Origin of the sequence: Tateyamaria sp. syn59, assembly GCF_007995245.1 — a bacterium.
Taxonomy (GTDB): Bacteria; Pseudomonadota; Alphaproteobacteria; order Rhodobacterales; family Rhodobacteraceae; genus Tateyamaria.
The window spans coordinates 519,082-540,783 of the sequence record NZ_VCBA01000001.1; the positions used below are offsets into that span (position 1 = coordinate 519,082).

Genomic DNA, 21,702 nt, shown 5'->3' on the forward strand with positions numbered 1-21,702 from the left:
GGGGTGGGACTGGCGGATGTTCTTGTTGTGTTCTATATTTGGCCCATGAAACCCGACCTGCAGACCCGGACGCCCAAGGCGCGCGGCGCGGTGACCAACGTGGTCAGCCGCTATGACAGCGTCACGCGCCATGCCGAGGCGGATGGCTGGGATGCGGACGACGACCTGCCGACGCTGCGGACCGAGGTCAGTGTCGAACGCCCACGGTCGTTGATCACCTACAACCGCTCGCCCGATCTGCCCTTTGACCGGTCGATCAACCCCTATCGCGGGTGCGAACATGGCTGTGTCTACTGTTTTGCGCGGCCCAGCCACGCCTATCTGGGCCTGTCGCCGGGCCTCGATTTCGAGACGAAGCTGGTGGCGCGCCCCGACGCGCCAGACGTGCTGCGGGCCGAGCTTGCGCGCAAGAGCTACCGCGTCGCGCCCATCGCCATCGGCACCAACACCGACCCGTACCAACCGATTGAGCGGGACCACGGCATCATGCGCGCCTGCCTTGAGGTGCTGGAGGGCTGCCGCCACCCCGTCGCCATTGTGACCAAGGGCACGCTGATCGAACGCGACATCGACATCCTGAGCGCACTGGCGCAGCGTGGACTGGCGCGGGTCGGCATCTCGGTCACGACCCTCGATGTGGCCCTGTCGCGTAAGATGGAGCCGCGCGCGCCCAGCCCCGCAAGGCGGCTCACGATGATCCGCAGGCTGGCGCAGGCGGGCATTCCGGTGCGCATCATGGCCTCGCCCATGGTGCCCGCGCTGACCGACCCGGAACTTGAGACGATCCTCGCGGCAGGCAAGGACGCAGGTGCCCGCACCGCCAGCTGGATCATGCTGCGGCTGCCGCGCGAGGTCTCCCCGCTGTGGCAGGAGTGGCTGGCCGTGCACTACCCCAACCGCGCGGGCCGCATCATGTCCAAGCTGCGGGACATGCATGGCGGGCGCGACTATGACGCGCGCTGGGGGCATCGGATGCGGGGGGAAGGGGCTTATGCCGAACTGGTACAGCATCGCTTCAAAATCGCGCTCAAACGCTTCGGGTTGCGGGAAACCGCACCGCCCATGCGCACCGACCTCTTCCGGCCTCCGCGCACCGACAGCGCACAACTCAGCCTGTTCTAGGCCGCACGGCGACCGCGACGCTTGCGCACCGGCCGACCGTCATCATCGCCTGTGCCGTCGCTTTCCGACGAAAACGCGCCCAGGGCCGCCACGATCTGATCGAGGGTCGGGGCGGGGCCTTTGGACCGCACATCCAGCGCTTCGCGCATCGTCTCCAGATGCGCAGGCGTGGTGCCGCAACACCCGCCAATGACTTTCGCACCGCAATTGCGCGCCATTTCGGCATAATCCGCCATCAATTCCGGCGTGCCGTCATAGTGAATATGCCCGTCGTGATACTTGGGGATGCCCGCATTGCCCTTGGCCACGATGGGCAACTCGGTCCCCGTGGCGGCAAAGCCCAGCACGGTACGCAAGAGATCCGACGCCCCCGTGCCGCAATTCGCCCCAAAGGCAATCGGCGGAAACTCCAAACCACCCACCAAGGTCACCATGTCCGTACTGGTCACACCCATCATGGTGCGCCCGGCAGTGTCGAAACTCATGGTCCCGACCCAGGGCAAGCCAGCCAGCGCAAACCCCTCGGCAGCAGCGGTATATTCCTCGGGGGCGGAGATTGTCTCAAGCCAACCAATATCCGCGCCACCCGCCTTCAGCCCGGCGGCGGTCTCGTGAAACATCTCGACCGCATCGGCATGGGTCAGGCTGCCCACAGGCTCCATGATCTCACCCGTCGGCCCGACAGAACCGGCGACCAGCACCTTGCGACCTGCGGCATCCGCGACATCGCGACCAATCTCTGCCGATATCTTGCTCAACTCGAACGCGCGATGCCCTGCATCGTGCAGCTTCAGCCGCGACGCATTGGCGCCAAAGGAGTTGGTCAGAAACACATCGCTGCCTGCATCGACTGACCCTTTGTAGAGGGCGCGCACCTTGGCAGGCTCCTCTTCGTTCCACAGCTCGGGCGCATCGCCCGACATCAGACCCATGGCAAACAGGTTTGTACCGGTGGCCCCATCAGCCAAAAGCGTCCCTTTTTCAGCCAGAAGGGTGGTCAATGGATCGGACATGGTCAAAACCTCTCGCGCGCGGTGATTGCCCCGTCTCTCACGCTGCCGAAGGTGAAGCCAGTTCATAATTCTCATCTTCTTGATGAGGGTTGTTTGCATTCTTTGCCGACACAGCTTCGAAAGCCGGTGCGGGCAAAGGATCCGGCGCGCGAATGGTGCGCGCAATATCCGCCAGCCCCAGGGCCAGTGCGAGCCAATTGGGCGCCGCCGCATATCGGGGCACCCAGCGCGGGGCATAGGCAGATTTGAACTGCCGCAAGCCCGTCCCACCCGCATGGACAACCGCCCGCGCCGTGGCCCACCGCCAGACCGCCCGCTGCGGATCCGGGCAAGCGATGACGGAGGCGAGGCTGACCCGCGCCACGCCCATCCCCTGGGCCGCCTCCAGTCCACGATGCACCAGCGCATGCATGGTGCCGTCCGGTGCGGTGGGGCCCTGCCGCATGATGTCCAGGCACCATTCCCGCGCGCCGCGATGAAAGGTGGCGAAGGCGATCAAGGCGTCACCTGAATAAGCACTCACAACCCATTGGTCTGAAACATAATCAGGGCAGTACCGCCCCATGCTGCCACCGCGCGCAGGCCCGCACCGCCTTTGCCAATCCCGGTCCAGTTGGGCCGCACTCTGCGCGTCCGGCATGTGGCCCGCACGTATCGTGATCCCGGCCTTCTCCGCCGCGCGCAGCTTGCGGCGCAGCCGTCGCCGCGCCGGGCTGGTGAGGTCATAGCCATCCAGATCGACAATTGCGTCATCGGCAACATGCAGGATTGCCCAACGGGCATTCCGCGCCACCTGTGCCAGCCGCCGCCCAGCCTTGTAGATCACCGGTATGCGCCCGTGCCGTGCCGCCAAGCGCGTCAATCCTCGCACCACGTCTGGTTGCGTGGCGGTCGGGTCGGTGAACAAGGTCTCCGTCTGCGCCGTCCGCCAGACCGGCGCCATCGCAGATCCCGCGCGCGCGATCTGCCCCCCGTTCTGGCGCAGCGCCAGCGCCTCGCTGCGGGGCAGGCTATGCCATCCGGGCTGCTGCCGTTCAACCACCTGCGGCACCGGCAAGGGGCGCAACATCGCCGCCATAGCAAGGCAGGCGGGCGCGGCATAATATACAAGGCGAAACGCAAGGATCGCCGCCAAAACCCCCGCCTCGGCGCCCAGCGGGAGGGCCGACACCAGCACCAGTTCAAAGGGACCGATCCCGCCCGGCGTGTTCGACACCAGCCCGCAGCCAAGCGCCACCATGAACAGCGGCAGCAGCGCAAAATAAGGTAACGTCCCGGCGGGCAGCAGGACCCAAAGTGCTGCCGCCGCCAGCACCATGTCCACCGTCGCCCACAGCAGGATCGCACCTGACACGCGCAAGCTGGGCAAGGGAATGCGGTGTGTGCCGATCCGCAGCGTCGGGCGCCAGAAGAGCAGCGCCGCCGCTGCAGGCAACAGCACTAGCGCCGCCAGCGACAGCGCCATCGTCCAGGGCGGCGCGGGCAGCACCGCACAGATAATCCCCGTCACACAGGCCCAGGCCGCCACAAAACTCAGCGACACGAAGGTCGACAATTTCAGCGCCTGGCCCACGCCCATGTCAGGCAACATCCGCCAGCGCGCCACGGCCCCGGACAGCAGGCCAAATCCCACCGTTTGCCCGATCGCGATGCCCACGGCGCCTGAAATACGCCCGCGCCGGGCGCTGATGCCGGTGTTCAGCGTGCGATGCGCCTGCACGTCATATTGCGCCACGGCGGCAAAGCTGCCCACGGTTAGCAGCGCGGCGCAGGCCCATTGCAGGACCGAGATGTCCGCCAGTTGCCGGGGCAGGGTGGCCAGCACATCGCCGGGGATCTGCCGCGACAAAAGCATCGCACAGCCCAGCAGGATCAGGATGGGAAAGCTGATGCGCACCGCGGCGCGCAGGGCGGTCACCGCCTGTGATCTGTTCATGTCTTCGCCCCCTTGCTCGACCACCCGCGTTAAGACCTAGCGCGCGATGGTAAGGCAGGTCTTAACAGGGGCCAGTCAAATACGGACAATGCGATGGAATGGGGCAATGAAAAGGGGGCGCGCATCCGTCAGACCACGCGCCCCATTCACATGAACTACGTATTGCAGTTAATTGTTATGTATCAATTTCCTGCATCAGCTGCGCCTTCGCCTCGGCCATCAATTCAACCATTTTTGCGCGAATTGTCGCTTCATCGGCTTTGGTGCCCAGATCGCCCGACACCTTGCGATAGACGTCCTCGTCTCCCGCCTCTTCAAAGTCGGCCTTGATCACCTCGCGGGCGTACTCTGTTGCCGCGTCTCCGGTCTTGCCCAGGAGGTCAGCGGCCCACAGTCCCAACAGCTTGTTGCGGCGGGCCTCGGCCTTGAACTGCATCTCCGCGTCATGGGCGAATTTGTTTTCGAATGCGTTTTCGCGATCTTCAAAGGTGCTCATCGGCCCCCCCCTTTGTGGCAATGTTTCCTTACCAGATAGGCAGGCACGCCCGGCCCATGCAACCCCCCTCTGACCGTTCAGACCACCCCATCGCTTGCGGCAATTGGGTCGATTGCTTATGAGGTGCCCATTGCAGGGCAGACTCAGCCGCCCGCACACGCGAAAGGACGCCCATGGCGCGACGCAAGAAGATCTATGAGGGCAAGGCCAAGATTCTCTACGAAGGTCCCGAGCCCGGCACGATTGTCCAATATTTCAAAGATGATGCCACCGCCTTCAACGCCCAGAAAAAGGACGTGATCGAGGGCAAGGGTGTGTTGAACAACCGCCTGAGCGAGTTCTTCATGACTGGCCTCGGCCAGATCGGTGTGCCGACCCACTTCCTCAAGCGTCTGAACATGCGCGAGCAGCTGGTGCGATCCTGCGAAATCGTGCCGCTTGAGGTGATCGTGCGCAACTACGCCGCCGGAACCATGAGCGAGCGGCTGGGCATCGAGGAGGGAACGCAACTGCCGCGGCCCATCGTCGAGTACTGCTACAAAGACGACAAGCTGGGTGATCCGCTGGTCACCGAAGAGCACATCGCAGCCTTTGGCTGGGCCAGTCAGCAGGATATGGACGATATTTTGAGCTTGGCCCTGCGGGTCAACGATTTCCTGTCGGGCGTCATGCTGGCCGTGGGTATCCGGCTGGTGGACTTCAAGATCGAGATCGGGCGGATCTACGAAGGTGATTTCATGCGCCTGATTATCGCCGACGAGATCAGCCCCGACAGCTGCCGGCTTTGGGACATCGAGACGGGCCAGAAGCTCGACAAGGACGTGTTCCGCCGTGACCTTGGCAACCTGGCGGACGCCTACACTGAAGTGGCCCGGCGCCTGGGTGTGATGCCCAAGAACGCCGCGCCCATCACCAAACCGACCCTGATCAACTGAAGGACCGACCCGAGATGAAAGCGATCGTGCATGTGATGCTCAAGAACGGGGTGCTCGACCCGCAGGGCGAGGCGGTGCGCCATGCTCTGGGGGCCTTGGGATTTGACGGGGTCAATGGGGTGCGGCAGGGCAAGGTGATCGAGTTGGACCTTGCGGACGGCATCAGCGAGGCGGATGTGACGGCCATGTGCGAGAAGCTTTTGGCCAATACGGTGATCGAGAGCTACCGGGTGGAGATGGGGTGAGAAGTTCACAGGTGTGAATGGTTAATGGATGATTAAATTGATTATTATCAATTTCTTGCGGTCCGTTTTTCATCTTATTTTTTTCTTCAATTCTTACCCGGACCTTAACGCTGAGGAGTGTGTGACGTGAAAGCTGCCGTTGTTGTCTTCCCCGGATCAAACTGTGATCGGGACCTGGCCGTGGCCTTTCGGGCGGCGGGCGCCGAGGTCGAGATGGTTTGGCATAAGGACACTGACTTGCCCAGCGACATCGACATCGTGGGCGTGCCGGGGGGCTTTTCCTTTGGCGACTATCTGCGCTGCGGGGCCATCGCGGCGAACTCGCCCATCTGTAAGACGGTGAAGAGCCACGCCGACAAGGGCGGTTACGTCCTTGGCATCTGCAACGGGTTTCAGGTGCTGACCGAGACCGGCATCCTGCCCGGTGCGCTGTTGCGCAATGAAGGGCTGAAATACATCTGCAAGACCGTCGGCCTTCGGATCGAGACTTCGCAATCGGCGTTCACCGAAGGCTACAACGCGGGAGATGTGGTCGACATCCCCATCGCGCATCACGACGGCAACTATTTCGCGGACCAGACCACCCTCGACGCGTTGGAGAGCGAGGATCGTGTGGCCTTCCGCTACACCGACAATCCGAACGGGTCGCAACGAGATATTGCGGGCATCCTGTCGGACAACCGCAGGGTGTTGGGTATGATGCCGCACCCGGAACGGGCGGCGGATGCGGGCCATGGCGGCACGGATGGACAGGCGCTCTTCCGCGCAGTGGTGGGACAACTGACATCGGCGTGACTTGAGCGAAACCGACCGAGGCCGTAGGGTCGCGGACATGCCAGTTGCATCGCGTAACAAGGAAACCCGGACCTCGACCACCAGTTGGCGTGTACGTATCGCATTGGTGGTGCTGACCGTTGCGGCGGTGATCACCGTCTTTTTCACCAACAGGCTGCTGACCGACCGGTTTACGGAAACGACGCGCAACCGGGCCGAACTGCGCCTCGCGCTGTATTCCGGCAACCTGCTGAGCGAGTTGCGTCAGAACCAGATCGTGCCGCAGCTGCTGGCGCGTGACCCGACGTTGATCGGCGCGCTGAACAGCCAGGATTACCAGCAATCCACGCAGCGCCTGATTTCCTTTGTCGAGGAGATCGGTGCGGCCAACCTGATGCTGCTGGACAGCGACGGGCGTACCGTGGCCGCGACGGACCGCAGCAGGCTGGGGTCAAACCACCGCACAGCGCCCTATTTTATTGACGCATTGCGCGCCAGCAACACGATTTTCACCGTCGCAGAACGTGAGGCGGGCGGGTTCACCTTTACCTATTCGCGCCGGGTGACGGCGGGGGGCGATGTTCTGGGTGTGATCGCTGTTGAGGTCGATCTGCAGAAGTTTGAACGCGCCTGGGCCGGGATTTCGGCGGCGGTTCTGGTGACTGACAGCGCGGGGCAGATCATCCTAGCAACCGAGCCGCGCTGGCGCGGGCGGACCGAAGAGGTGGCGTTGGCGCGCCAGACCCCGCAAAGCGCCATCGAGCGCGCGATCCGGGCCACCGCCGATTGGACCGCACTGCCGCCAGATGCCTATTTGCAGGGCGAGGGGGTCATGCGGCTGGAGGCGCGGATCCCGTTCCGGGGGTGGCGGATGACATCCTTTACCACATACGAATCCGTACGCGAGCGTGTGAACGGGGTTCTGGCCCTTGAAATCATGGGATTCGCCATCTTTCTGGCGCTCGCTTTTTATGCAATGAGCCGCAGGTCCGCCCTGCGCGTGGCCTTGTTTGCACGCGAGTCGGCAGAGCTTCGCCATCTGAACATCCAGTTGCAGCGGGAAATCGCCGAGCGAAAACGGGTGCAGGAAGACCTCGCTCAGGCCGAACAAACCCTTGAGCAATCGTCGAAACTGGCCGCCCTTGGCGAGATGTCGGCCGCCGTCAGTCACGAGCTGAACCAGCCGCTGGCTGCGATGAAGACCTATCTGGCCGGGGCGCGTCTGCTGCTGCGTCGCAACCGGCCCGACGAGGCGCTGGTCAGCTTTGGCCGCATCGACGATCTGATCGAGCGGATGGGTGCGATCACGCGCCAGCTCAAGTCCTATGCCCGCAAGGGGCAGGACGCGCTAAGCCCTGTAAATATGGGCGATGCGCTGGCGTCTAGCCTGTCGATGATGGAGCCGCAGTTGCGTCAGCGTCAGGTGCTGATCAACCGCGTGGTGCCGCCGGAACCCATCGAGGTCATGGGAGACCGGATGCGTATTGAGCAGGTGATGGTGAACCTGTTGCGCAATGCCATCGACGCCACCAAGTCGGAGCGCGAGCCGCAGGTCGATATCATCCTGTCGGCTGGAGAGACCGCCACGCTGACCGTGCGCGACAATGGTCCGGGGATCGAGGATTTGGACAGCCTGTTCGAGCCGTTTTACACAACCAAGCAGCCCGGCGACGGTGTTGGCCTGGGACTTGCTATCTCGTCCGGCATTGTGAACGATTTAGGAGGACGGTTGGTGGCCCGGAACGGACAGATGGGCGGCGCCGTATTTGAAATGCAGCTTCCGGTGCTGGATGACGACAGCACCGCGGGCGACAACGACAAGATCAGCGCGGCGCAGTAGCGACCCGTGAGGAGCATAAGATGACACAAGCCATGAAAATCGCCATCGTCGATGACGAGCAGGACATGCGCCAATCCATCAGCCAGTGGCTGGCCCTGTCGGGCTACGACACCGAGACCTTTGCCAGCGCCGAGGACGCGCTGAAGGTGTTGGGGCCGGAATATCCCGGCATTGTGATTTCCGACATCAAGATGCCCGGCATGGACGGGATGCAATTTCTGAAAAAGCTGATGGGCAATGACAGTGCCTTGCCCGTCATCATGATCACGGGCCACGGGGATGTGCCCATGGCGGTTGAGGCCATGCGGGTGGGGGCGTTCGATTTTCTTGAAAAGCCCTTTAACCCCGACCGGATGAGCGAGCTTGCCAAGCGCGCCACCGGGGCCCGCCGCCTGACCATGGACAACCGTTTGCTGCGTCGCGAATTGAGCGATGGCGGGCAGTTGATGAAGAAGCTGATCGGCCAGAGCCCGGTGATGGAGCGTCTGCGCGAGGACATTCTGGATCTGGGCCAGGCTGACGGTCATGTGCTGATTGATGGCGAGACGGGCACCGGCAAGACGCTTGTCGCCCATGCTTTGCACGCCGTGGGCAGCCGGGCCGGCAAGAAGTTCGTGCTGGTCAGCTGTTCGGCCTGGGAAGAAGAGGCGCTGGCCAAGCGTCTCTTTGGCCCGATGTTGCCGGAGGATTCCGCGCTTCCTGCTGTTGAGGAGGCCCGTGGTGGGACGTTGGTGCTGGAGGATATCGAAGCGCTGAGCGAGAGCCTGCAGGCCCGTTTGCTGTCGGTCATAAACGATCAGGGCACCCCTGCCGAGACCCGCATCGTGGGTATCTGCAACATGCAGGAGGCGGGCAAGACCTGTGAGGATGCGCTGCGTCCGGACCTCTATTACCGGTTGGCGGCGTTGAAGATCACGGTGCCGCCGCTGCGTCAGCGGGGTGAGGACATTCTGACCCTGTTCACGCGGCTGAGCGATCAGTTTGCCGATGAATATGGCTGTGAGGCGCCGAAGGTGTCTGCGCAGGAGGCCGCGCAGCTGTTGCAGGCCCCGTGGCCGGGCAACGTGCGTCAGTTGATCAACATTGCCGAGCGGGCCGTTTTGCAGGCGCGGCGTGGGACGGGGTCTATCGCATCGCTCTTGATGAACGACCACGAAGAGATGCAGCCCGTCATGACCACCGAGGGCAAGCCGCTGAAGGAGTATGTTGAAGCGTTCGAGCGGATGCTGATCGACAACACGATGCGTCGCCACAAGGGCTCGATTGCCTCTGTCATGGAGGAGTTGTGCCTGCCGCGCAGGACCCTGAACGAGAAGATGGCCAAGTACGGGTTGCAGCGGTCGGATTACCTCTGATCCACCTGTAACAGCCTGTTGGAACATGTGACCGCCGGTGCCCCCGGCGGTCATTTCATGTGGGGGGCTGGCGTGGCATGAGGGGGCCATACTCATGCAAGGATTTTCCCGATGATGCCCCCACACGCGTATCTTTTCGACATGGACGGTCTGCTTTTGGACAGCGAGCGGGTCTATGGCGCTGTGGCGCGGGATATTCTGGTGCCGCGGGGGTTTGCGGCCGACGCCGTGGATGCGTTTTTTCTAACGATGGTGGGCTGTTCGGGGGCCGAGAGCCTGCGGCGGCTGGAGACGTTTCTGGGCGCGGAGGCGGCGGCGTTCAACAGCGCCTGGCACGCGGAGGTCGAGCGCCGGGTGAGCGCGCATGTGGCGCTGCGGCCTACGGTGCGCGACAGTCTGGCCCGGCTTGCGGGGCAGGGCGCGCGGATGGCCGTGGTCACCTCGACCAACGGGGACGCGGCGCGCGGGCATCTGGCGCGGGCCGAAATCCTCGACCACTTCGAGGTGGTGCTGGGCGGCGACGAGGTGTCAGCGCGCAAGCCGGACCCGGCGCCCTATCTCGAAGCGGCAGCACTTTTGGGCGTCGCGCCTGATCTATGTGCCGCCTTCGAGGACAGCGACCGGGGGATCACGTCGGCCGTTCACGCGGGCTGTCGCGCAGTGCAGGTGCCTGATATGCGGCCCGCGGACCTGCCGCTGCCCGCGCTGGGGCAGGGGGTCGCGCAGGACTTGGCGACGGCCCTCGACATGGTGGGCGCTTTTGGCCGGCGCAGCGTAGCCGAATGATCTTGTGACCGGCTTCGCTTGCGGGGAACGGCCTTGGATGGTTGGCTGCTGCAGCGTGATGCGGGGAGTGCCATGAACATCGTCAGTCTGAATGCGTGGGGCGGGAAGGTGTGGGAGGCCCTGGCACCCTGGGGTGCGGCGCTGTCGCCGGATGTCCTGTGCCTGCAGGAGGTTACGCGCGCGCCGGTGCCAAGCCCGGATTGGCTGCGCTATGTCGATCCCTATCGTGATCTGGCGCAGCGCGCGGACCTTTTTTGCGACATCTCGGCGCTGCTGCCGCACCATCAGGCGCTTTTCGCTCCGGCCACGCGGGGCACGTTGACGGATGATGCGGGGGCGGCGGTGCCCTCGGAACACGGGCTTGGGATGTGGGTGCGGCGCGATCTTGCCGTGACGCAGGTCGCCCAGGATTTCATCCACGGCACCTATCGTTCAGACGGCTGGGGAGAGGAGCCGGTGCCCCGCACGATGCAGGTGGCCCGGATCGCGGAGCCGGAGACCGGACGGCATGTCTGTGTCGGCCATTTTCACGGATTGCGCGACCCGGCTGGAAAGGGCGACACGCCTGCGCGGGCGGCGCAGACCGAACGGGCAATAAGTCTGTTTCGGCAGGTGTGGGACGGGCAGGCGCCCGCCGTTCTGGCCGGAGATTTCAACCTGTTGCCGGGCAGTGCGGCCTTCCGCCGGTTCAAGGAGGTCGGCCTGCATGACCTGATTGCGCATCACGGGATCACCGACACGCGGACCGCCCTTTATGAAAAACCGCAGCGCTTTGCCGACTACATGCTGGTGTCGGATGACCTGCTGACGGCACGCTTTGACGTGCCGGGACAGCCTGTGGTGTCGGATCATCGACCGTTGATCCTTGAGGTCTGACGGGCGCGGTTTTCGGCGCGAAAACCGGTTGGAAACCGACGCGGTTTCCGTACGTACTGGCGCGCTCCGCCCACGCATGAAATCCATTTGACAGCTGGTGTCCGGGGCGGCGTTTTCCGCGTCGGAAAACGGGCCGGAAAATGCGTCATTTTCCGGTCCATGCGATTGGCCATTGTCATTTGCCGTGCCTTGCTCTTATCTAAGGGGATGAAGCAGTCGTGTGCACTCGCACCGCTTCATGTGAGTTTCGCTGTTGATTGATCCGTGCAGGGACCCTGCCGCTTTCAACAGGCCGATTGGGCCAGATATGGCCACGAGTTGCTGACGCGGACCAAGGTCTGGCGCAGCGTATGAACGGACACCGCGCACCTTGCGCGTGTGTCGGAGAAGAACCGCGATGACGCGCGTGAGGACATCACTGATCCCGGCAGACGGCCCACCCGGCCTGATCTGCAGCGCGTCCCCAATCGCCCAGACAAGACACGCCCCCAAAACCGCTGCGCCGCCAGGTGACAGCCGATTGCGGGCGCGCAATGGACTTTTATGCCAAAGAAAATGCTTATCGACGCCACCCACGCGGAAGAGACCCGCGTCGTGGTGGTGGACGGAAACAAGGTCGAGGAGTTTGACTTTGAATCCGAAAACAAGCGCCAGCTTGCTGGCAACATCTATCTTGCCAAGGTAACGCGCGTCGAGCCGTCGCTGCAGGCGGCGTTTATCGACTATGGCGGCAACCGCCACGGGTTTCTTGCGTTTTCGGAAATCCACCCGGATTACTACCAGATCCCCGTCGCCGACCGTGAGGCGCTGATGGAGGAAGAGCGCGCCTATGCCGAGGCGATGAAGGCGCGCGACGAGGAAGAGGACAAACCCAAGCCCAAGCGGTCGCGGTCCCGGTCGAAGTCGAAAGCCGCCAAGACCGAGGACACCGATGCCACGGTGTCGACAGAGATCGAGGGGATGGAGACCATTGACCTTGATCCCGAGGCCGGCACCGATGTGGCCGTGCCGGAGGACGAGGCCGCGTCGCCCATGGAGACCGTCAAGGACACGCCGGTCGAGACCCCTGAGGCGGGCGAAGAGGCCGCCGAGCCGGAAGAGACAGCGGAGACGGACGATGCTGTGGCGTCCGAAGCTGATGCGCCTTCGGATGACGATGACGAGGTCGAGGCCAAAGGGTCCGATGCGACATCGAAGGATGACAGCATCGAATCCGTGGCGGACGAGGATGACAGCGAGGACATCCGTCCGCCGCGCAAGCCCCGGCCGCGCCGCTACAAGATCCAGGAGGTCATCAAGGTCCGCCAGATCCTGCTGGTGCAGGTCGTCAAGGAAGAGCGCGGCAACAAGGGCGCTGCCCTGACCACCTATCTGAGCCTTGCCGGGCGCTACTGCGTGCTGATGCCGAACACCGCCCGTGGCGGCGGCATTTCCCGCAAGATCACCAATGCCACGGACCGCAAGAAGCTGAAGGAGATTGCGAACGAGATCGAGGTGCCGCAGGGCGCCGGGCTGATCGTGCGCACCGCCGGGGCCAAGCGGACCAAGGCTGAGATCAAGCGCGACTACGAGTACCTGCAGCGGTTGTGGGAGCAGATCCGCGAGTTGACGTTGAAGTCGATTGCGCCTGCGAAGATTTATGAAGAGGGCGACCTGATCAAACGGTCGATCCGTGACCTCTATAACCGCGAGATCGACGAGGTGTTTGTCGAGGGCGAGCGCGGCTACCGCATCGCCAAGGACTTCATGAAGATGATCATGCCGTCCCATGCCAAGAACGTGAAGCAGTACCAGGACGCTCTGCCGCTGTTCGCGCGCTACCAGGTCGAGACCTATCTGGCGGGCATGTTCAACCCGACGGTTCAGCTGAAGTCGGGTGGTTACATCGTGATTGGCGTGACCGAGGCGCTGGTGGCCATCGACGTGAACTCGGGCCGCGCGACCAAGGAAGGGTCGATCGAAGAGACGGCGCTGAAGACAAACCTGGAGGCCGCCGACGAAGTGGCGCGCCAGTTGCGGTTGCGTGACCTTGCGGGCCTCATTGTCATCGACTTCATCGACATGGATGAGCGCAAGAACAACTCGGCTGTCGAAAAGCGGATGAAGGACCGGCTCAAGACCGACCGCGCCCGCATTCAGGTGGGTCGGATTTCGGGCTTTGGCCTGATGGAGATGTCGCGGCAGCGTCTGCGCCCCGGCATGATCGAGGCGACGACCCAGCCCTGTCAGGCGTGTCACGGCACAGGTCTGATCCGGTCGGATGATAACCTGGCCCTGTCCATCCTGCGTCAGATCGAGGAAGAGGGCACGCGCCGCCGGTCGCGCGAGGTGCTGATCAAGGCGCCCGTGGGCATCGCCAACTTCCTGATGAACCAGAAGCGCGAGCATATTGCGCAGATCGAAGGCCGCTATGGTCTGTCAGTACGCATCGAAGGGGATCCGCATCTCGTGAGCCCCGATTTCTCGCTTGAGAAGTTCAAGACGGCGACCCGCGTTGTGAAGGCGGTCGATATGCCTGTGGTGTCGGTTGACACGTCGATCATGGATCAGGTGGACGAGGAAGATGACGCCGTGGCCGAGGCGCCGGATGCCCCAGCTGCCGAGGAAGGTGAGGCCAAGCCCAAGCGCCGCCGTCGGCGCCGTCGGAGCCGGAGCCGGAGCAAGTCGTCGACCACAGAGACGGCTGAGACGACTGAAACGGGCGATCAGGCTGAGGCTGCGGCAACAGAGACGACGCCCGCCGCCGAAACAGACGGTGCGGATGCTGCGCCGAGCGATGCTGAGGCCGCCGACGCCCCTGCGGAGGAGGCACCCAAGAAGGTGACGCGCAGCCGGTCGTCGCGGTCGCGGACGTCTTCCAAGGCGAAAGCGGAGGCGGTGGAGGCTGACGCGCCTGCGGCCGAAGCTGTGGCGGAGCCTGCGGCGAGCGATGCCGCTGAGGCAGACACGCCCGCAGAGGCACCGAAGAAAACGACACGCTCCACCCGGTCGCGCACCACCACGGCCAAGACGACGAAGGCGGAGGACGTGCCTGCGGTGTCGGCCGAAGCCAGCGTTGATGGCGCCGCCACCGTTGCCGCGGAACCGGCGGTGCCGGAGGCCGCGCCAGAACCAGCGCCGGTAGAGGACGTGGCCGCGGAAGAGGTGAAGGTGCCCGAACCTGTCGCGGAAGCTGCATCCCCCGCGCCCGAAGAGCCACCGAAGCCGAAAAAGCGTGGCTGGTGGTCGTTGGGCAAGTAAGCCCATCACCTGAATGGATCGAGAGGGGCGTGCCGGTTGGCGCGCCCCCTTATCCTTTGCGGATGGCGTAGCGCTGGATGGGGCCGCTTGTGTCGGCGGAGACGAGCGTGTGTCCGGCCTCGGCGCAGAAATGGGGCACGTCCACCACCGCCGCCGGGTCATCTGCCGCGACGATCAGGACATCGCCTTTGGCGAGCGCCTGCAGGCGTTTGCGTGCCTTGAGCACAGGCAGCGGGCAGAGCAGCCCAACGGCGTCGAGTTCATGTGCGTTGTCGTTCATACGGGCAGAATTAGGCGCGATGTTACATCCTGTCCACAGACATGTGACCGTTGGCCCCCGTGACGCAGGCGCGCATGACCGCTAGGTGGGAGACATGTTCGGAATTGACATCATCGACGCCAGCCTGATCCCCGCCATGACCGTGGCGCTGTTTGCAGGCATCATCAGCTTTCTCAGCCCCTGCGTGCTGCCCATCGTGCCACCCTATCTGGCCTATATGTCGGGCATGAGCGTGGGCGAGATGTCGGACGACCGCGCAGGGCGCAACCGCGCAACGGTGACGGCACTGTTCTTTGTGCTGGGCCTGTCGACGGTGTTTATCTTTCTTGGCTTTGCCGCGTCGGCCTTTGGCGCGTTTTTCTTGCAGAACCAGGTGCTCTTTGCGCAGATCTCGGGCGTGATCATCATGATCTTTGGCCTGCACTTCTTGGGCGTGTTCCGCATTCCGTTTCTGGACCGCGAGGCGCGGATGGAGGCGGGGGATCAGGGGGGATCGGCTTTTGGTGCGTATATCCTCGGCCTGGCCTTTGCCTTTGGTTGGACCCCGTGCATCGGGCCGCAACTGGGCGCGATCCTGACGCTGGCCGCGACCGAGGCATCGCTGACGCGCGGTACGTTCCTGCTGGGTGTTTATGCGGCAGGCTTAGGCATTCCGTTCCTGCTGGCCGCGATGTTCATGAGCCGCGCCATGGGCCTGATGAACCGGATCAAGCGGCATATGGCGCTGATCGAGAAGGTGATGGGTGGCCTCTTGCTGCTTGTTGGGGCGGCGATGCTCTTTGGCCTGTTCACGCGGTTTTCGTTCTGGCTGCTGGAGCAGTTTCCGGCGCTGGCGACGCTGGGCTGATCGGTCTTTGACGCAAAGACCGGGTGGAAATCGACGCGATTTCCTTTGCCATTTGCGCCGGTTTTCGCGTCGGAAACCTGACGGACACCGCGTCGGTCTCCGCCTTACTTTGGTCCCAGACCTGCGCTAGAGTACGCTCAAGAGGTGCAGGAATGAGCAGGTCGCATCCCAATCCAGTCACGCGGCGCCGGGTGTTTTACATTCCCGGTTACGACCCGATTCATCCCCGCCGGTATCGGGAGCTTTACCGCAAGGAGGGAGCCGCACAGGCGGAGATTTCGGGCTATGAGATCGCGCTGACCCCGGCTGCGAAAGCAGAGCATTTCGGCTGGCAAGTGGATGCGCGGATGGACGGGCGGCCCGTGCATGCGGATGTCGAGGTGCTTGTCTGGTCCGACATCGTGCGCGACAGTATGGAGGCGACCATTCCCGGCACCTATCTGCAACTGGTACGCACGGCGTGGATCTACATCGCCTCGGGTGCGCTGCGGCGCTTGATGCGTTTGCGCAAGGGGCCGGTGATTGCGGCGCTTTATCCGGTGGGCATGCTTGTCGGGCAGGCGCTTCTGGCGCTGGCGCTGTGGTATGCGTTTTGGCGTGTGGGCGGTCTGCTTGGTCCGGTGGGCACGTGGGCCGGTGCGGCGTTGGGCGCTGTGGCTTTTGTCGCGCTGTTGCGGTGGTTCAAGGCGAAGGATGGCACGTTTTTTGCCTATTACCTGATGCACGACTACGCCTATTCGGCGGCGTCGCGCGGGGCCAATCCGCCTGCGCTGGAGGCGCGTATGCGAGCCTTTCAGGACAGCATTGCGGCGGCATTGCAGACGGATGTGGACGAGGTGCTGGTGGTTGGCCACTCTTCTGGCGCGCATTTGGCCGTGTCGATCCTGTCCGATCTGATCCGCGGGGCCCATGTGCCTGCGGAGGGGCCAGCACTGGCGTTCCTGTCGCTGGGGCAGGTGGTGCCGATGGTTTCGTTTCTGCCCGATGCGCACCGATTGCGGGCCGATTTGCAGTATTTGTCGGCACGGGAGGAGTTGACATGGGTTGATGTGACGGCGCCCGGCGATGGCTGCGCCTTTGCCTTGTGCGATCCGGTGGCGGTGTCGGGTGTGGCACCGCCGGACAAGCGCTGGCCGCTGGTATTTTCCGCAGCCTTTACGCAGTCCCTGAGCCCGGCGCGGTGGAAAGAGTTGCGCTGGCGGTTCTTTCGCCTGCATTTCCAGTATCTCTGCGCGTTTGATCGGCCTCGGGACTACGACTACTTTCAGATCACGGCGGGTCCGGTAACCTTGGCTGACCGCTACGCCGACCGTCCGCCGTCGAAATCGCGCATCGACGTGCCGGTATCGAAATACACCAGCGTCGCCGCATGATCCCACCGAAGCCCCCGAGCCGCCCGGATCGCGTGTCGCTGTGGCGATACATGCAGCTTTTTCGGCAGGACATTCTGTCTGCGCAGCCTGCGCGCCTCTATAGAGCGTGGATGGCCGAGTTTCGGACGCCGTTTTTCCGCAGCTACCTAATGAACCAGCCGGAGCTGGTGAAAACGGTGCTGAAGGATCGGCCGGATGATTTCCCGAAGTCTGATCGTGTGGGCGAGGGACTGCGCCCGCTGCTTGGCAATTCGGTGTTTCTGACCAATGGCGAGGTGTGGAAGCGGCAGCGGCGGATCATTGATCCGGCCTTTGAAGGGGGGCGGCTGCGCGAGACGTTTCCGGCGATGTGGGACGCGTCAGAGGCGGCGGCGGCGCGGTTGCCGGAGGGGCTGGTCGAGATTGAGGAGCAGACGAGCCATGCGGCGGCGGATGTGATCTTTCGCACGTTGTTTTCGATCCCGATCGAGGATGCTTTGGCGAGCGCGGTGTTTCATGAGTTCCGCACCTATCAGCGCAGTCAGCCCATCCTGAACCTTGCCGCCTTTGTGCCGCTTCCGCGCTGGATGCCGCGGCTGTTCCGGCGTGAGACTCGGGCGAGTGCGGCGCGCATTCGGGGGCTGATCGGGCAGTTGGTGGACCGGCGGGCGGAGGACATTGCGGCGGGCGCGGCGCCGGATGACTTGGCGACCAAGATCATGACGACGCGGGATCCGGTGACAGGCGCGACGTTTACGCCCGAGGAGATGGTAGATCAGGTGGCGATCTTTTTCCTCGCCGGGCACGAGACAAGCGCGTCAGCTCTGGCTTGGGCGCTCTATTTGATGGCGCTCTATCCGGAGTGGCAGGAAAAGGTGGCGGCCGAGGCGCAGGCGCTTGTGGCCTGCGACTTTGCCGTGATGTCGAAGCTGCCGGTGACGCGCGATGTGTTTCGCGAGACGCTGCGGCTCTATCCTCCGGTGCCGATGATGGTGCGTGAAGCGACGTGTCCCGAGCGGTTCCGGGACCGGGATGTGAGACGGGGCAGCCAACTGGTGCTGAGCCCGTGGCATCTGCACCGCCACGCGCGGCTCTGGGATCGGCCCGATGACTTTGATCCCGGTCGCTGGCAGACGGAGAATGGGCGACGCTGTGGGCGTGACGCCTATATCCCGTTCTCTGCCGGGGCGCGGGTGTGCACAGGGGCGGGCTTTGCCATGGTCGAGGGGCCGCTGATTCTGGCGCGGCTTTTGCGCGATGTAGTGGTTTCGCCGGTGGAGGGGCGCGTGCCGGTGCCCGTGGCGCACCTGACGGTGCGGGCGCGGGACGGGATTTGGCTGAATCTCGCCAAAAGATAGCGCAAACAGGGACTTGGCGGGATGACGTTGGGGGCCGGAATGCGCTAGGTCTGAGGCAATTGAAGCCATGACTTTGGAGCACGGTATGACCGACTTTGCCAAGATGCGGGATCAGATGGAAAACGGGAGCGGATTCATCGCCGCTTTGGACCAGTCGGGCGGGTCCACGCCCAAGGCGCTGGCGTTGTATGGTGTGGACGCCTCAGCTTACGGGTCCGAGGAGGAGATGTTCGCCGAGATCCAGAAGATGCGCGCGCGGATCATCCTAAGCCCGGATTTCACCAGCCAGAAGGTGATCGGCGCGATCCTCTTCGAAAAGACGCTGCATGAGCAGATCGAGGGACAACCGGTGCCGTCCTATCTGTGGGAAAAGCGCGGTGTGGTGCCGTTTCTGAAGATCGACAAGGGGTTGCAGGACGAGGCCGACGGTGTGCAACTCTTGAAGCCCATTCCGGGATTGGCCGAGATGCTGGCGGCGGCCAAGCCGATGGGCATTTACGGGACCAAGGAGCGGTCGGTGATCCACAGCGCCAATGCGGACGGGATCAAGGCCATTGTCGACAACCAGTTCGAGGTGGCGCACGAAGTGATTGCGGCAGGCATGGTGCCGATCATCGAGCCGGAGGTGAACATTCATTCCGAGACCAAGGCCGAGGCCGAGGCGATGCTGTCGGAGGCACTGATGGCGCAGACCGAGGCGTTGGGTGAGGGGCAGGACATTATGCTGAAGCTGACGCTGCCCGAGCAGCCTGGCATATACGATGCCTTGGCCGATCACCCGCGCGTGCAGCGCGTCGTCGCGCTGTCGGGCGGCTATTCCACGGATGATGCCAGCGCGCGTCTGGCGCAGAACCACAAGATGATTGCGAGCTTTAGTCGGGCGCTGACCGAAGGGCTGCAGCGCGATATGAGCGATGACGGCTTTCACGCGGCGCTGGGTGGGAATATCGACCAGATTTACCGCGCTTCGGTGGCTTGATCGGTTTTCGGCGCGAAAACCGGGTGGAAATCGGCGCGATTTCCAGTGAAGTGCCGGTTTTCCGCGTCGGAAAACCCTCGGAAAGCGCGACGCTTTCCGGTTATGTCAGGACACGGACCGGTTCGGCGTTGCAAAAAACGATGATCTGCCCCGCATTTTCAACGGCCCGAAATCCGCGTCTGTTGAGTTCTGCCAAGAAACGGTCGCGGCCGATCAAGCGATCAATATCGCGAGATTTGCGGCGGATGACTGCGCCGTCGCGCACCGCCTTCGACCGGAAAAGGTCTCGCATATATGTTTCGGGATCGAGCGGTCTGGACAGCGCATGTTGTGTCATGGGCCAAGCCTGCACCGATCTCGGTTAACGTTCCGTGAAGTGCTGCAGAACAAAGACCCGAATGGCTGACGCCAGCCCGACATCCCCACGCTCTACATCAATTTCAGCGGCCAAATCATTGATTGGGCGACCTTCTTTCGCTGCAATGGCGCGGAATGCATCCCAAAACTCAGGTTCAAGCGACACGCTGGTGCGGTGTCCCTTGAGCGTGAGCGAGTGCTTTTGCGGCCGTGTGCTCACGGCAATTTGCTCTTGCCGTCCAGATCCCGCTTGGCGCGTTCATTGTCTTTTTTGACGCGCTCTTTTTCGGCCTTGGTCAACCCGAACGTCACCGCGTTGGCATCTGCGCGCGCTTTCTTTTCAGCGCGCGCACGGGCCTTGCGGGCCTTGTTAAGGTTGACGGGTGTGCTCACTTGGGCCCGATCATGTTCTCAGGGCGCACCACTTCGGCAAATCGCTCTTCGGTCACAAAGCCCAGTTTGACCGCTTCCTCGATCAGCGTGGTGCCGTTCTTATGCGCCGTCTTGGCGACCGTGGTGGCGTTGTCATAGCCGATCTCGGGCGCAAGGGCGGTGACCAGCATCAGCGATTCGCGCATCAGCTTGTCGATGCGGACCTCATCCGCTTGCAGCCCGTCGATCAGGTTGTCGGTGAAGGCCACGGATGCGTCCCCCAGAAGCTGCATGCTCTGCAACACGTTATAGGCCATCATCGGTTTGTAGACGTTGAGTTCGAAATGCCCCTGCGATCCGGCAAAGCCCACGGCGGCATCGTTGCCCATCACGTGGGCGCAGACCTGCGTGAGCGCCTCGCATTGCGTCGGGTTCACTTTACCCGGCATGATGGACGAGCCGGGTTCGTTTTCTGGCAGCACCAGCTCGCCCAGACCGCAGCGGGGGCCGGAGCCAAGCAGGCGGATGTCGTTGGCGATCTTAAAGAGCGACGCGGCGACTGTTTTGAGCGCGCCCGACATCTCGACCATGGCGTCGTGCGCGGCGAGAGCCTCGAACTTGTTAGGGGCGGTGACGAAGGGCAGACCTGTGATGTCGGCCATGTGGCCCGCGACGGCTTCGGCCCAGCCGACCTTGGTGTTCAGGCCCGTGCCCACAGCGGTGCCGCCCTGGGCCAGTTCATAGATGCGGCCCAGCGCGTCCTTGACCCGCTGAATGCCCATAGCGACCTGGTGGCTGTAGCCCGAGAATTCCTGTGACAGCGTCAGGGGCGTTGCGTCCTGCGTATGGGTGCGCCCGATCTTGATGATGCCGTCGAACTGGGCGACCTTCGCCTCAAGCCCCGCATGCAGCTTTTCGAGGCCCGGCAGCAGCACGTCGCGCGCGGTCATCGCGGTCGAGATATGCATCGCCGTCGGGAACGTGTCGTTCGAGGATTGGCCCATATTGCAGTGATCGTTGGGGTGGACCGGATCCTTGGATCCGATCACACCGCCAAGGATTTCGATGGCGCGGTTGGCGATCACCTCGTTGGCGTTCATGTTCGATTGCGTGCCGGAGCCGGTCTGCCACACGACAAGCGGGAAGTTGTCGTCGAGCTTGCCGGCGACCACTTCGCTGGCGGCCTCGATGATTGCATCTGCCAGCTTCGCATCCAGCGTGCCTTGCGCCTTGTTCTGCATCGCGCAGGCTTGCTTGATCACGCCCAGCGCGCGCACCACAGCCACGGGCTGCTTTTCCCAACCAATCGGGAAATTCATGATCGAGCGTTGCGTCTGCGCGCCCCAATACTTGTCGGCGGGGACCTCCAGCGGGCCAAAGCTGTCGGATTCGGTGCGGGTGTCGGCCATCGGGCGGCTCCTTGTTGCGCAGTGTCGTCTTGGCTCTTGCATGTACCGGGCGCGCGCCCGCCAGACAAGCGCGCGGCGCGCATGTCCTTGCCATGTGATCACACGCCGCATTACCTAGGGTGCATCCGCG

21 protein-coding genes are annotated in these 21,702 nt (G+C 63.4%); 14 read left to right on the forward strand and 7 right to left on the reverse strand.

Translation table 11 applies throughout. The features are described 5' to 3' along the window. The first annotated feature begins 45 nt into the window (after window positions 1-45). The gene (locus FD715_RS02630; RefSeq protein ID WP_147104739.1) at window positions 46-1,122 is read left to right on the forward strand and encodes a PA0069 family radical SAM protein; all 1,077 of its coding nucleotides are present in this window, start codon (window positions 46-48) and stop codon (window positions 1,120-1,122) included. Here FD715_RS02630 and bmt read toward each other — a convergent pair. The 3 genes from bmt to FD715_RS02645 form a co-directional block, all read right to left on the reverse strand. Further along, a complete protein-coding gene (gene bmt, locus FD715_RS02635; RefSeq protein ID WP_147104742.1) occupies window positions 1,119-2,135 on the reverse strand; it encodes a betaine--homocysteine S-methyltransferase in 1,017 nt (338 codons plus the stop codon). The genes FD715_RS02630 and bmt overlap by 4 nt on opposite strands. Before the next feature lie 37 nt (window positions 2,136-2,172). Next, window positions 2,173-4,071, reverse strand: coding sequence for a phosphatidylglycerol lysyltransferase domain-containing protein (locus FD715_RS02640; protein ID WP_147104745.1), 1,899 nt, complete (start codon window positions 4,069-4,071; stop codon window positions 2,173-2,175). A gap of 175 nt (window positions 4,072-4,246) precedes the next feature. After that, window positions 4,247-4,567 carry a DUF1476 domain-containing protein gene (locus FD715_RS02645; protein WP_147104748.1) on the reverse strand — a complete coding sequence of 107 codons (321 nt, stop codon included), beginning with the start codon at window positions 4,565-4,567 and terminating at the stop codon, window positions 4,247-4,249. 173 nt (window positions 4,568-4,740) lie between these two features. On the opposite strand from FD715_RS02645, the gene purC reads away from it, so the two are divergent. From purC to FD715_RS02685, 8 genes are all read left to right on the forward strand, one after another. After that, the gene (purC, locus tag FD715_RS02650) at window positions 4,741-5,502 is read left to right on the forward strand and encodes a phosphoribosylaminoimidazolesuccinocarboxamide synthase (RefSeq protein WP_147104752.1); all 762 of its coding nucleotides are present in this window, start codon (window positions 4,741-4,743) and stop codon (window positions 5,500-5,502) included. Between the two features lie 14 nt (window positions 5,503-5,516). Next, window positions 5,517-5,747, forward strand: coding sequence for a phosphoribosylformylglycinamidine synthase subunit PurS (gene purS, locus FD715_RS02655; RefSeq protein WP_147104756.1), 231 nt, complete (start codon window positions 5,517-5,519; stop codon window positions 5,745-5,747). A gap of 126 nt (window positions 5,748-5,873) precedes the next feature. Then, entirely contained in the window at window positions 5,874-6,542 is a 669-nt protein-coding gene (gene purQ, locus FD715_RS02660) for a phosphoribosylformylglycinamidine synthase subunit PurQ (protein ID WP_147104759.1), read from the forward strand. A gap of 37 nt (window positions 6,543-6,579) precedes the next feature. Beyond that, a complete protein-coding gene (locus tag FD715_RS02665; RefSeq protein WP_147104762.1) occupies window positions 6,580-8,361 on the forward strand; it encodes an ATP-binding protein in 1,782 nt (593 codons plus the stop codon). 20 nt (window positions 8,362-8,381) lie between these two features. Then, a complete protein-coding gene (locus FD715_RS02670) occupies window positions 8,382-9,716 on the forward strand; it encodes a sigma-54 dependent transcriptional regulator (RefSeq protein WP_147104765.1) in 1,335 nt (444 codons plus the stop codon). 111 nt (window positions 9,717-9,827) lie between these two features. Beyond that, the gene (locus tag FD715_RS02675; RefSeq protein ID WP_147104767.1) at window positions 9,828-10,502 is read left to right on the forward strand and encodes an HAD family phosphatase; all 675 of its coding nucleotides are present in this window, start codon (window positions 9,828-9,830) and stop codon (window positions 10,500-10,502) included. A gap of 72 nt (window positions 10,503-10,574) precedes the next feature. Continuing rightward, complete coding sequence (locus FD715_RS02680) at window positions 10,575-11,378, forward strand: endonuclease/exonuclease/phosphatase family protein (protein WP_147104770.1); 804 nt, start codon at window positions 10,575-10,577, stop codon at window positions 11,376-11,378. Window positions 11,379-11,921: 543 nt separating this feature from the next. Beyond that, window positions 11,922-14,618, forward strand: coding sequence for a ribonuclease E/G (locus FD715_RS02685; RefSeq protein WP_147104773.1), 2,697 nt, complete (start codon window positions 11,922-11,924; stop codon window positions 14,616-14,618). A 49-nt stretch (window positions 14,619-14,667) separates the two neighbouring features. On the opposite strand, the gene FD715_RS02690 is transcribed toward FD715_RS02685, so the two are convergent. After that, complete coding sequence (locus FD715_RS02690) at window positions 14,668-14,898, reverse strand: sulfurtransferase TusA family protein (RefSeq protein WP_147104776.1); 231 nt, start codon at window positions 14,896-14,898, stop codon at window positions 14,668-14,670. Window positions 14,899-14,992: 94 nt separating this feature from the next. Between FD715_RS02690 and FD715_RS02695 the strand changes: the two genes are divergently transcribed. The 5 genes from FD715_RS02695 to FD715_RS23020 all read left to right on the forward strand — a co-directional run bounded on the left by FD715_RS02695 (window position 14,993) and on the right by FD715_RS23020 (window position 19,799). Then, window positions 14,993-15,745 (forward strand): cytochrome c biogenesis CcdA family protein, encoded by a 753-nt coding sequence (locus tag FD715_RS02695; protein WP_147104779.1) that lies wholly within the window; start codon window positions 14,993-14,995, stop codon window positions 15,743-15,745. A gap of 152 nt (window positions 15,746-15,897) precedes the next feature. Next, window positions 15,898-17,118 (forward strand): hypothetical protein, encoded by a 1,221-nt coding sequence (locus FD715_RS02700; protein WP_147104782.1) that lies wholly within the window; start codon window positions 15,898-15,900, stop codon window positions 17,116-17,118. Beyond that, window positions 17,115-18,455, forward strand: coding sequence for a cytochrome P450 (locus FD715_RS02705; protein WP_147104784.1), 1,341 nt, complete (start codon window positions 17,115-17,117; stop codon window positions 18,453-18,455). The genes FD715_RS02700 and FD715_RS02705 overlap by 4 nt, the downstream gene beginning before the upstream one ends. Before the next feature lie 85 nt (window positions 18,456-18,540). Continuing rightward, window positions 18,541-19,434, forward strand: a complete 894-nt coding sequence (locus tag FD715_RS02710; RefSeq protein WP_147104787.1) for a fructose bisphosphate aldolase — start codon at window positions 18,541-18,543, stop codon at window positions 19,432-19,434. Beyond that, window positions 19,431-19,799, forward strand: a complete 369-nt coding sequence (locus tag FD715_RS23020) for a hypothetical protein (RefSeq protein WP_189799390.1) — start codon at window positions 19,431-19,433, stop codon at window positions 19,797-19,799. The genes FD715_RS02710 and FD715_RS23020 overlap by 4 nt, the downstream gene beginning before the upstream one ends. On the opposite strand, the gene FD715_RS02720 is transcribed toward FD715_RS23020, so the two are convergent. The 3 genes from FD715_RS02720 to fumC are packed head-to-tail and all read right to left on the reverse strand — an operon-like array spanning window position 19,796 to window position 21,572. Beyond that, window positions 19,796-20,011, reverse strand: a complete 216-nt coding sequence (locus FD715_RS02720) for a ribbon-helix-helix domain-containing protein (RefSeq protein WP_147104793.1) — start codon at window positions 20,009-20,011, stop codon at window positions 19,796-19,798. The genes FD715_RS23020 and FD715_RS02720 overlap by 4 nt on opposite strands. Further along, a complete protein-coding gene (locus FD715_RS02725) occupies window positions 20,008-20,184 on the reverse strand; it encodes a DUF4169 family protein (RefSeq protein WP_147104797.1) in 177 nt (58 codons plus the stop codon). Before FD715_RS02725 ends, FD715_RS02720 begins: the two co-directional genes overlap by 4 nt. Further along, window positions 20,181-21,572 (reverse strand): class II fumarate hydratase, encoded by a 1,392-nt coding sequence (gene fumC / locus FD715_RS02730; RefSeq protein WP_147104799.1) that lies wholly within the window; start codon window positions 21,570-21,572, stop codon window positions 20,181-20,183. The genes FD715_RS02725 and fumC overlap by 4 nt, the downstream gene beginning before the upstream one ends. Window positions 21,573-21,702: the final 130 nt, after the last annotated feature.

Bases quoted from the DNA above. Each gene is read 5' to 3' on its own strand.
- FD715_RS02695 (WP_147104779.1), top strand. From the start codon at position 14,993: ATGTTCGGAATTGACATCATCGACGCCAGCCTGATCCCCGCCATGACC.
- FD715_RS02630 (WP_147104739.1), top strand. From the start codon at position 46: ATGAAACCCGACCTGCAGACCCGGACGCCCAAGGCGCGCGGCGCGGTG.
- purS (WP_147104756.1), top strand. From the start codon at position 5,517: ATGAAAGCGATCGTGCATGTGATGCTCAAGAACGGGGTGCTCGACCCG.
- FD715_RS02690 (WP_147104776.1), bottom strand. From the start codon at position 14,898: ATGAACGACAACGCACATGAACTCGACGCCGTTGGGCTGCTCTGCCCG.
- FD715_RS02685 (WP_147104773.1), top strand. From the start codon at position 11,922: ATGCCAAAGAAAATGCTTATCGACGCCACCCACGCGGAAGAGACCCGC.
- FD715_RS02645 (WP_147104748.1), bottom strand. From the start codon at position 4,567: ATGAGCACCTTTGAAGATCGCGAAAACGCATTCGAAAACAAATTCGCC.
- FD715_RS02700 (WP_147104782.1), top strand. From the start codon at position 15,898: ATGAGCAGGTCGCATCCCAATCCAGTCACGCGGCGCCGGGTGTTTTAC.
- FD715_RS02675 (WP_147104767.1), top strand. From the start codon at position 9,828: ATGATGCCCCCACACGCGTATCTTTTCGACATGGACGGTCTGCTTTTG.
- bmt (WP_147104742.1), bottom strand. From the start codon at position 2,135: ATGTCCGATCCATTGACCACCCTTCTGGCTGAAAAAGGGACGCTTTTG.
- purC (WP_147104752.1), top strand. From the start codon at position 4,741: ATGGCGCGACGCAAGAAGATCTATGAGGGCAAGGCCAAGATTCTCTAC.
- FD715_RS02710 (WP_147104787.1), top strand. From the start codon at position 18,541: ATGACCGACTTTGCCAAGATGCGGGATCAGATGGAAAACGGGAGCGGA.
- fumC (WP_147104799.1), bottom strand. From the start codon at position 21,572: ATGGCCGACACCCGCACCGAATCCGACAGCTTTGGCCCGCTGGAGGTC.
- FD715_RS02680 (WP_147104770.1), top strand. From the start codon at position 10,575: ATGAACATCGTCAGTCTGAATGCGTGGGGCGGGAAGGTGTGGGAGGCC.
- FD715_RS02670 (WP_147104765.1), top strand. From the start codon at position 8,382: ATGACACAAGCCATGAAAATCGCCATCGTCGATGACGAGCAGGACATG.
- FD715_RS02705 (WP_147104784.1), top strand. From the start codon at position 17,115: ATGATCCCACCGAAGCCCCCGAGCCGCCCGGATCGCGTGTCGCTGTGG.
- FD715_RS02640 (WP_147104745.1), bottom strand. From the start codon at position 4,071: ATGAACAGATCACAGGCGGTGACCGCCCTGCGCGCCGCGGTGCGCATC.
- FD715_RS02665 (WP_147104762.1), top strand. From the start codon at position 6,580: ATGCCAGTTGCATCGCGTAACAAGGAAACCCGGACCTCGACCACCAGT.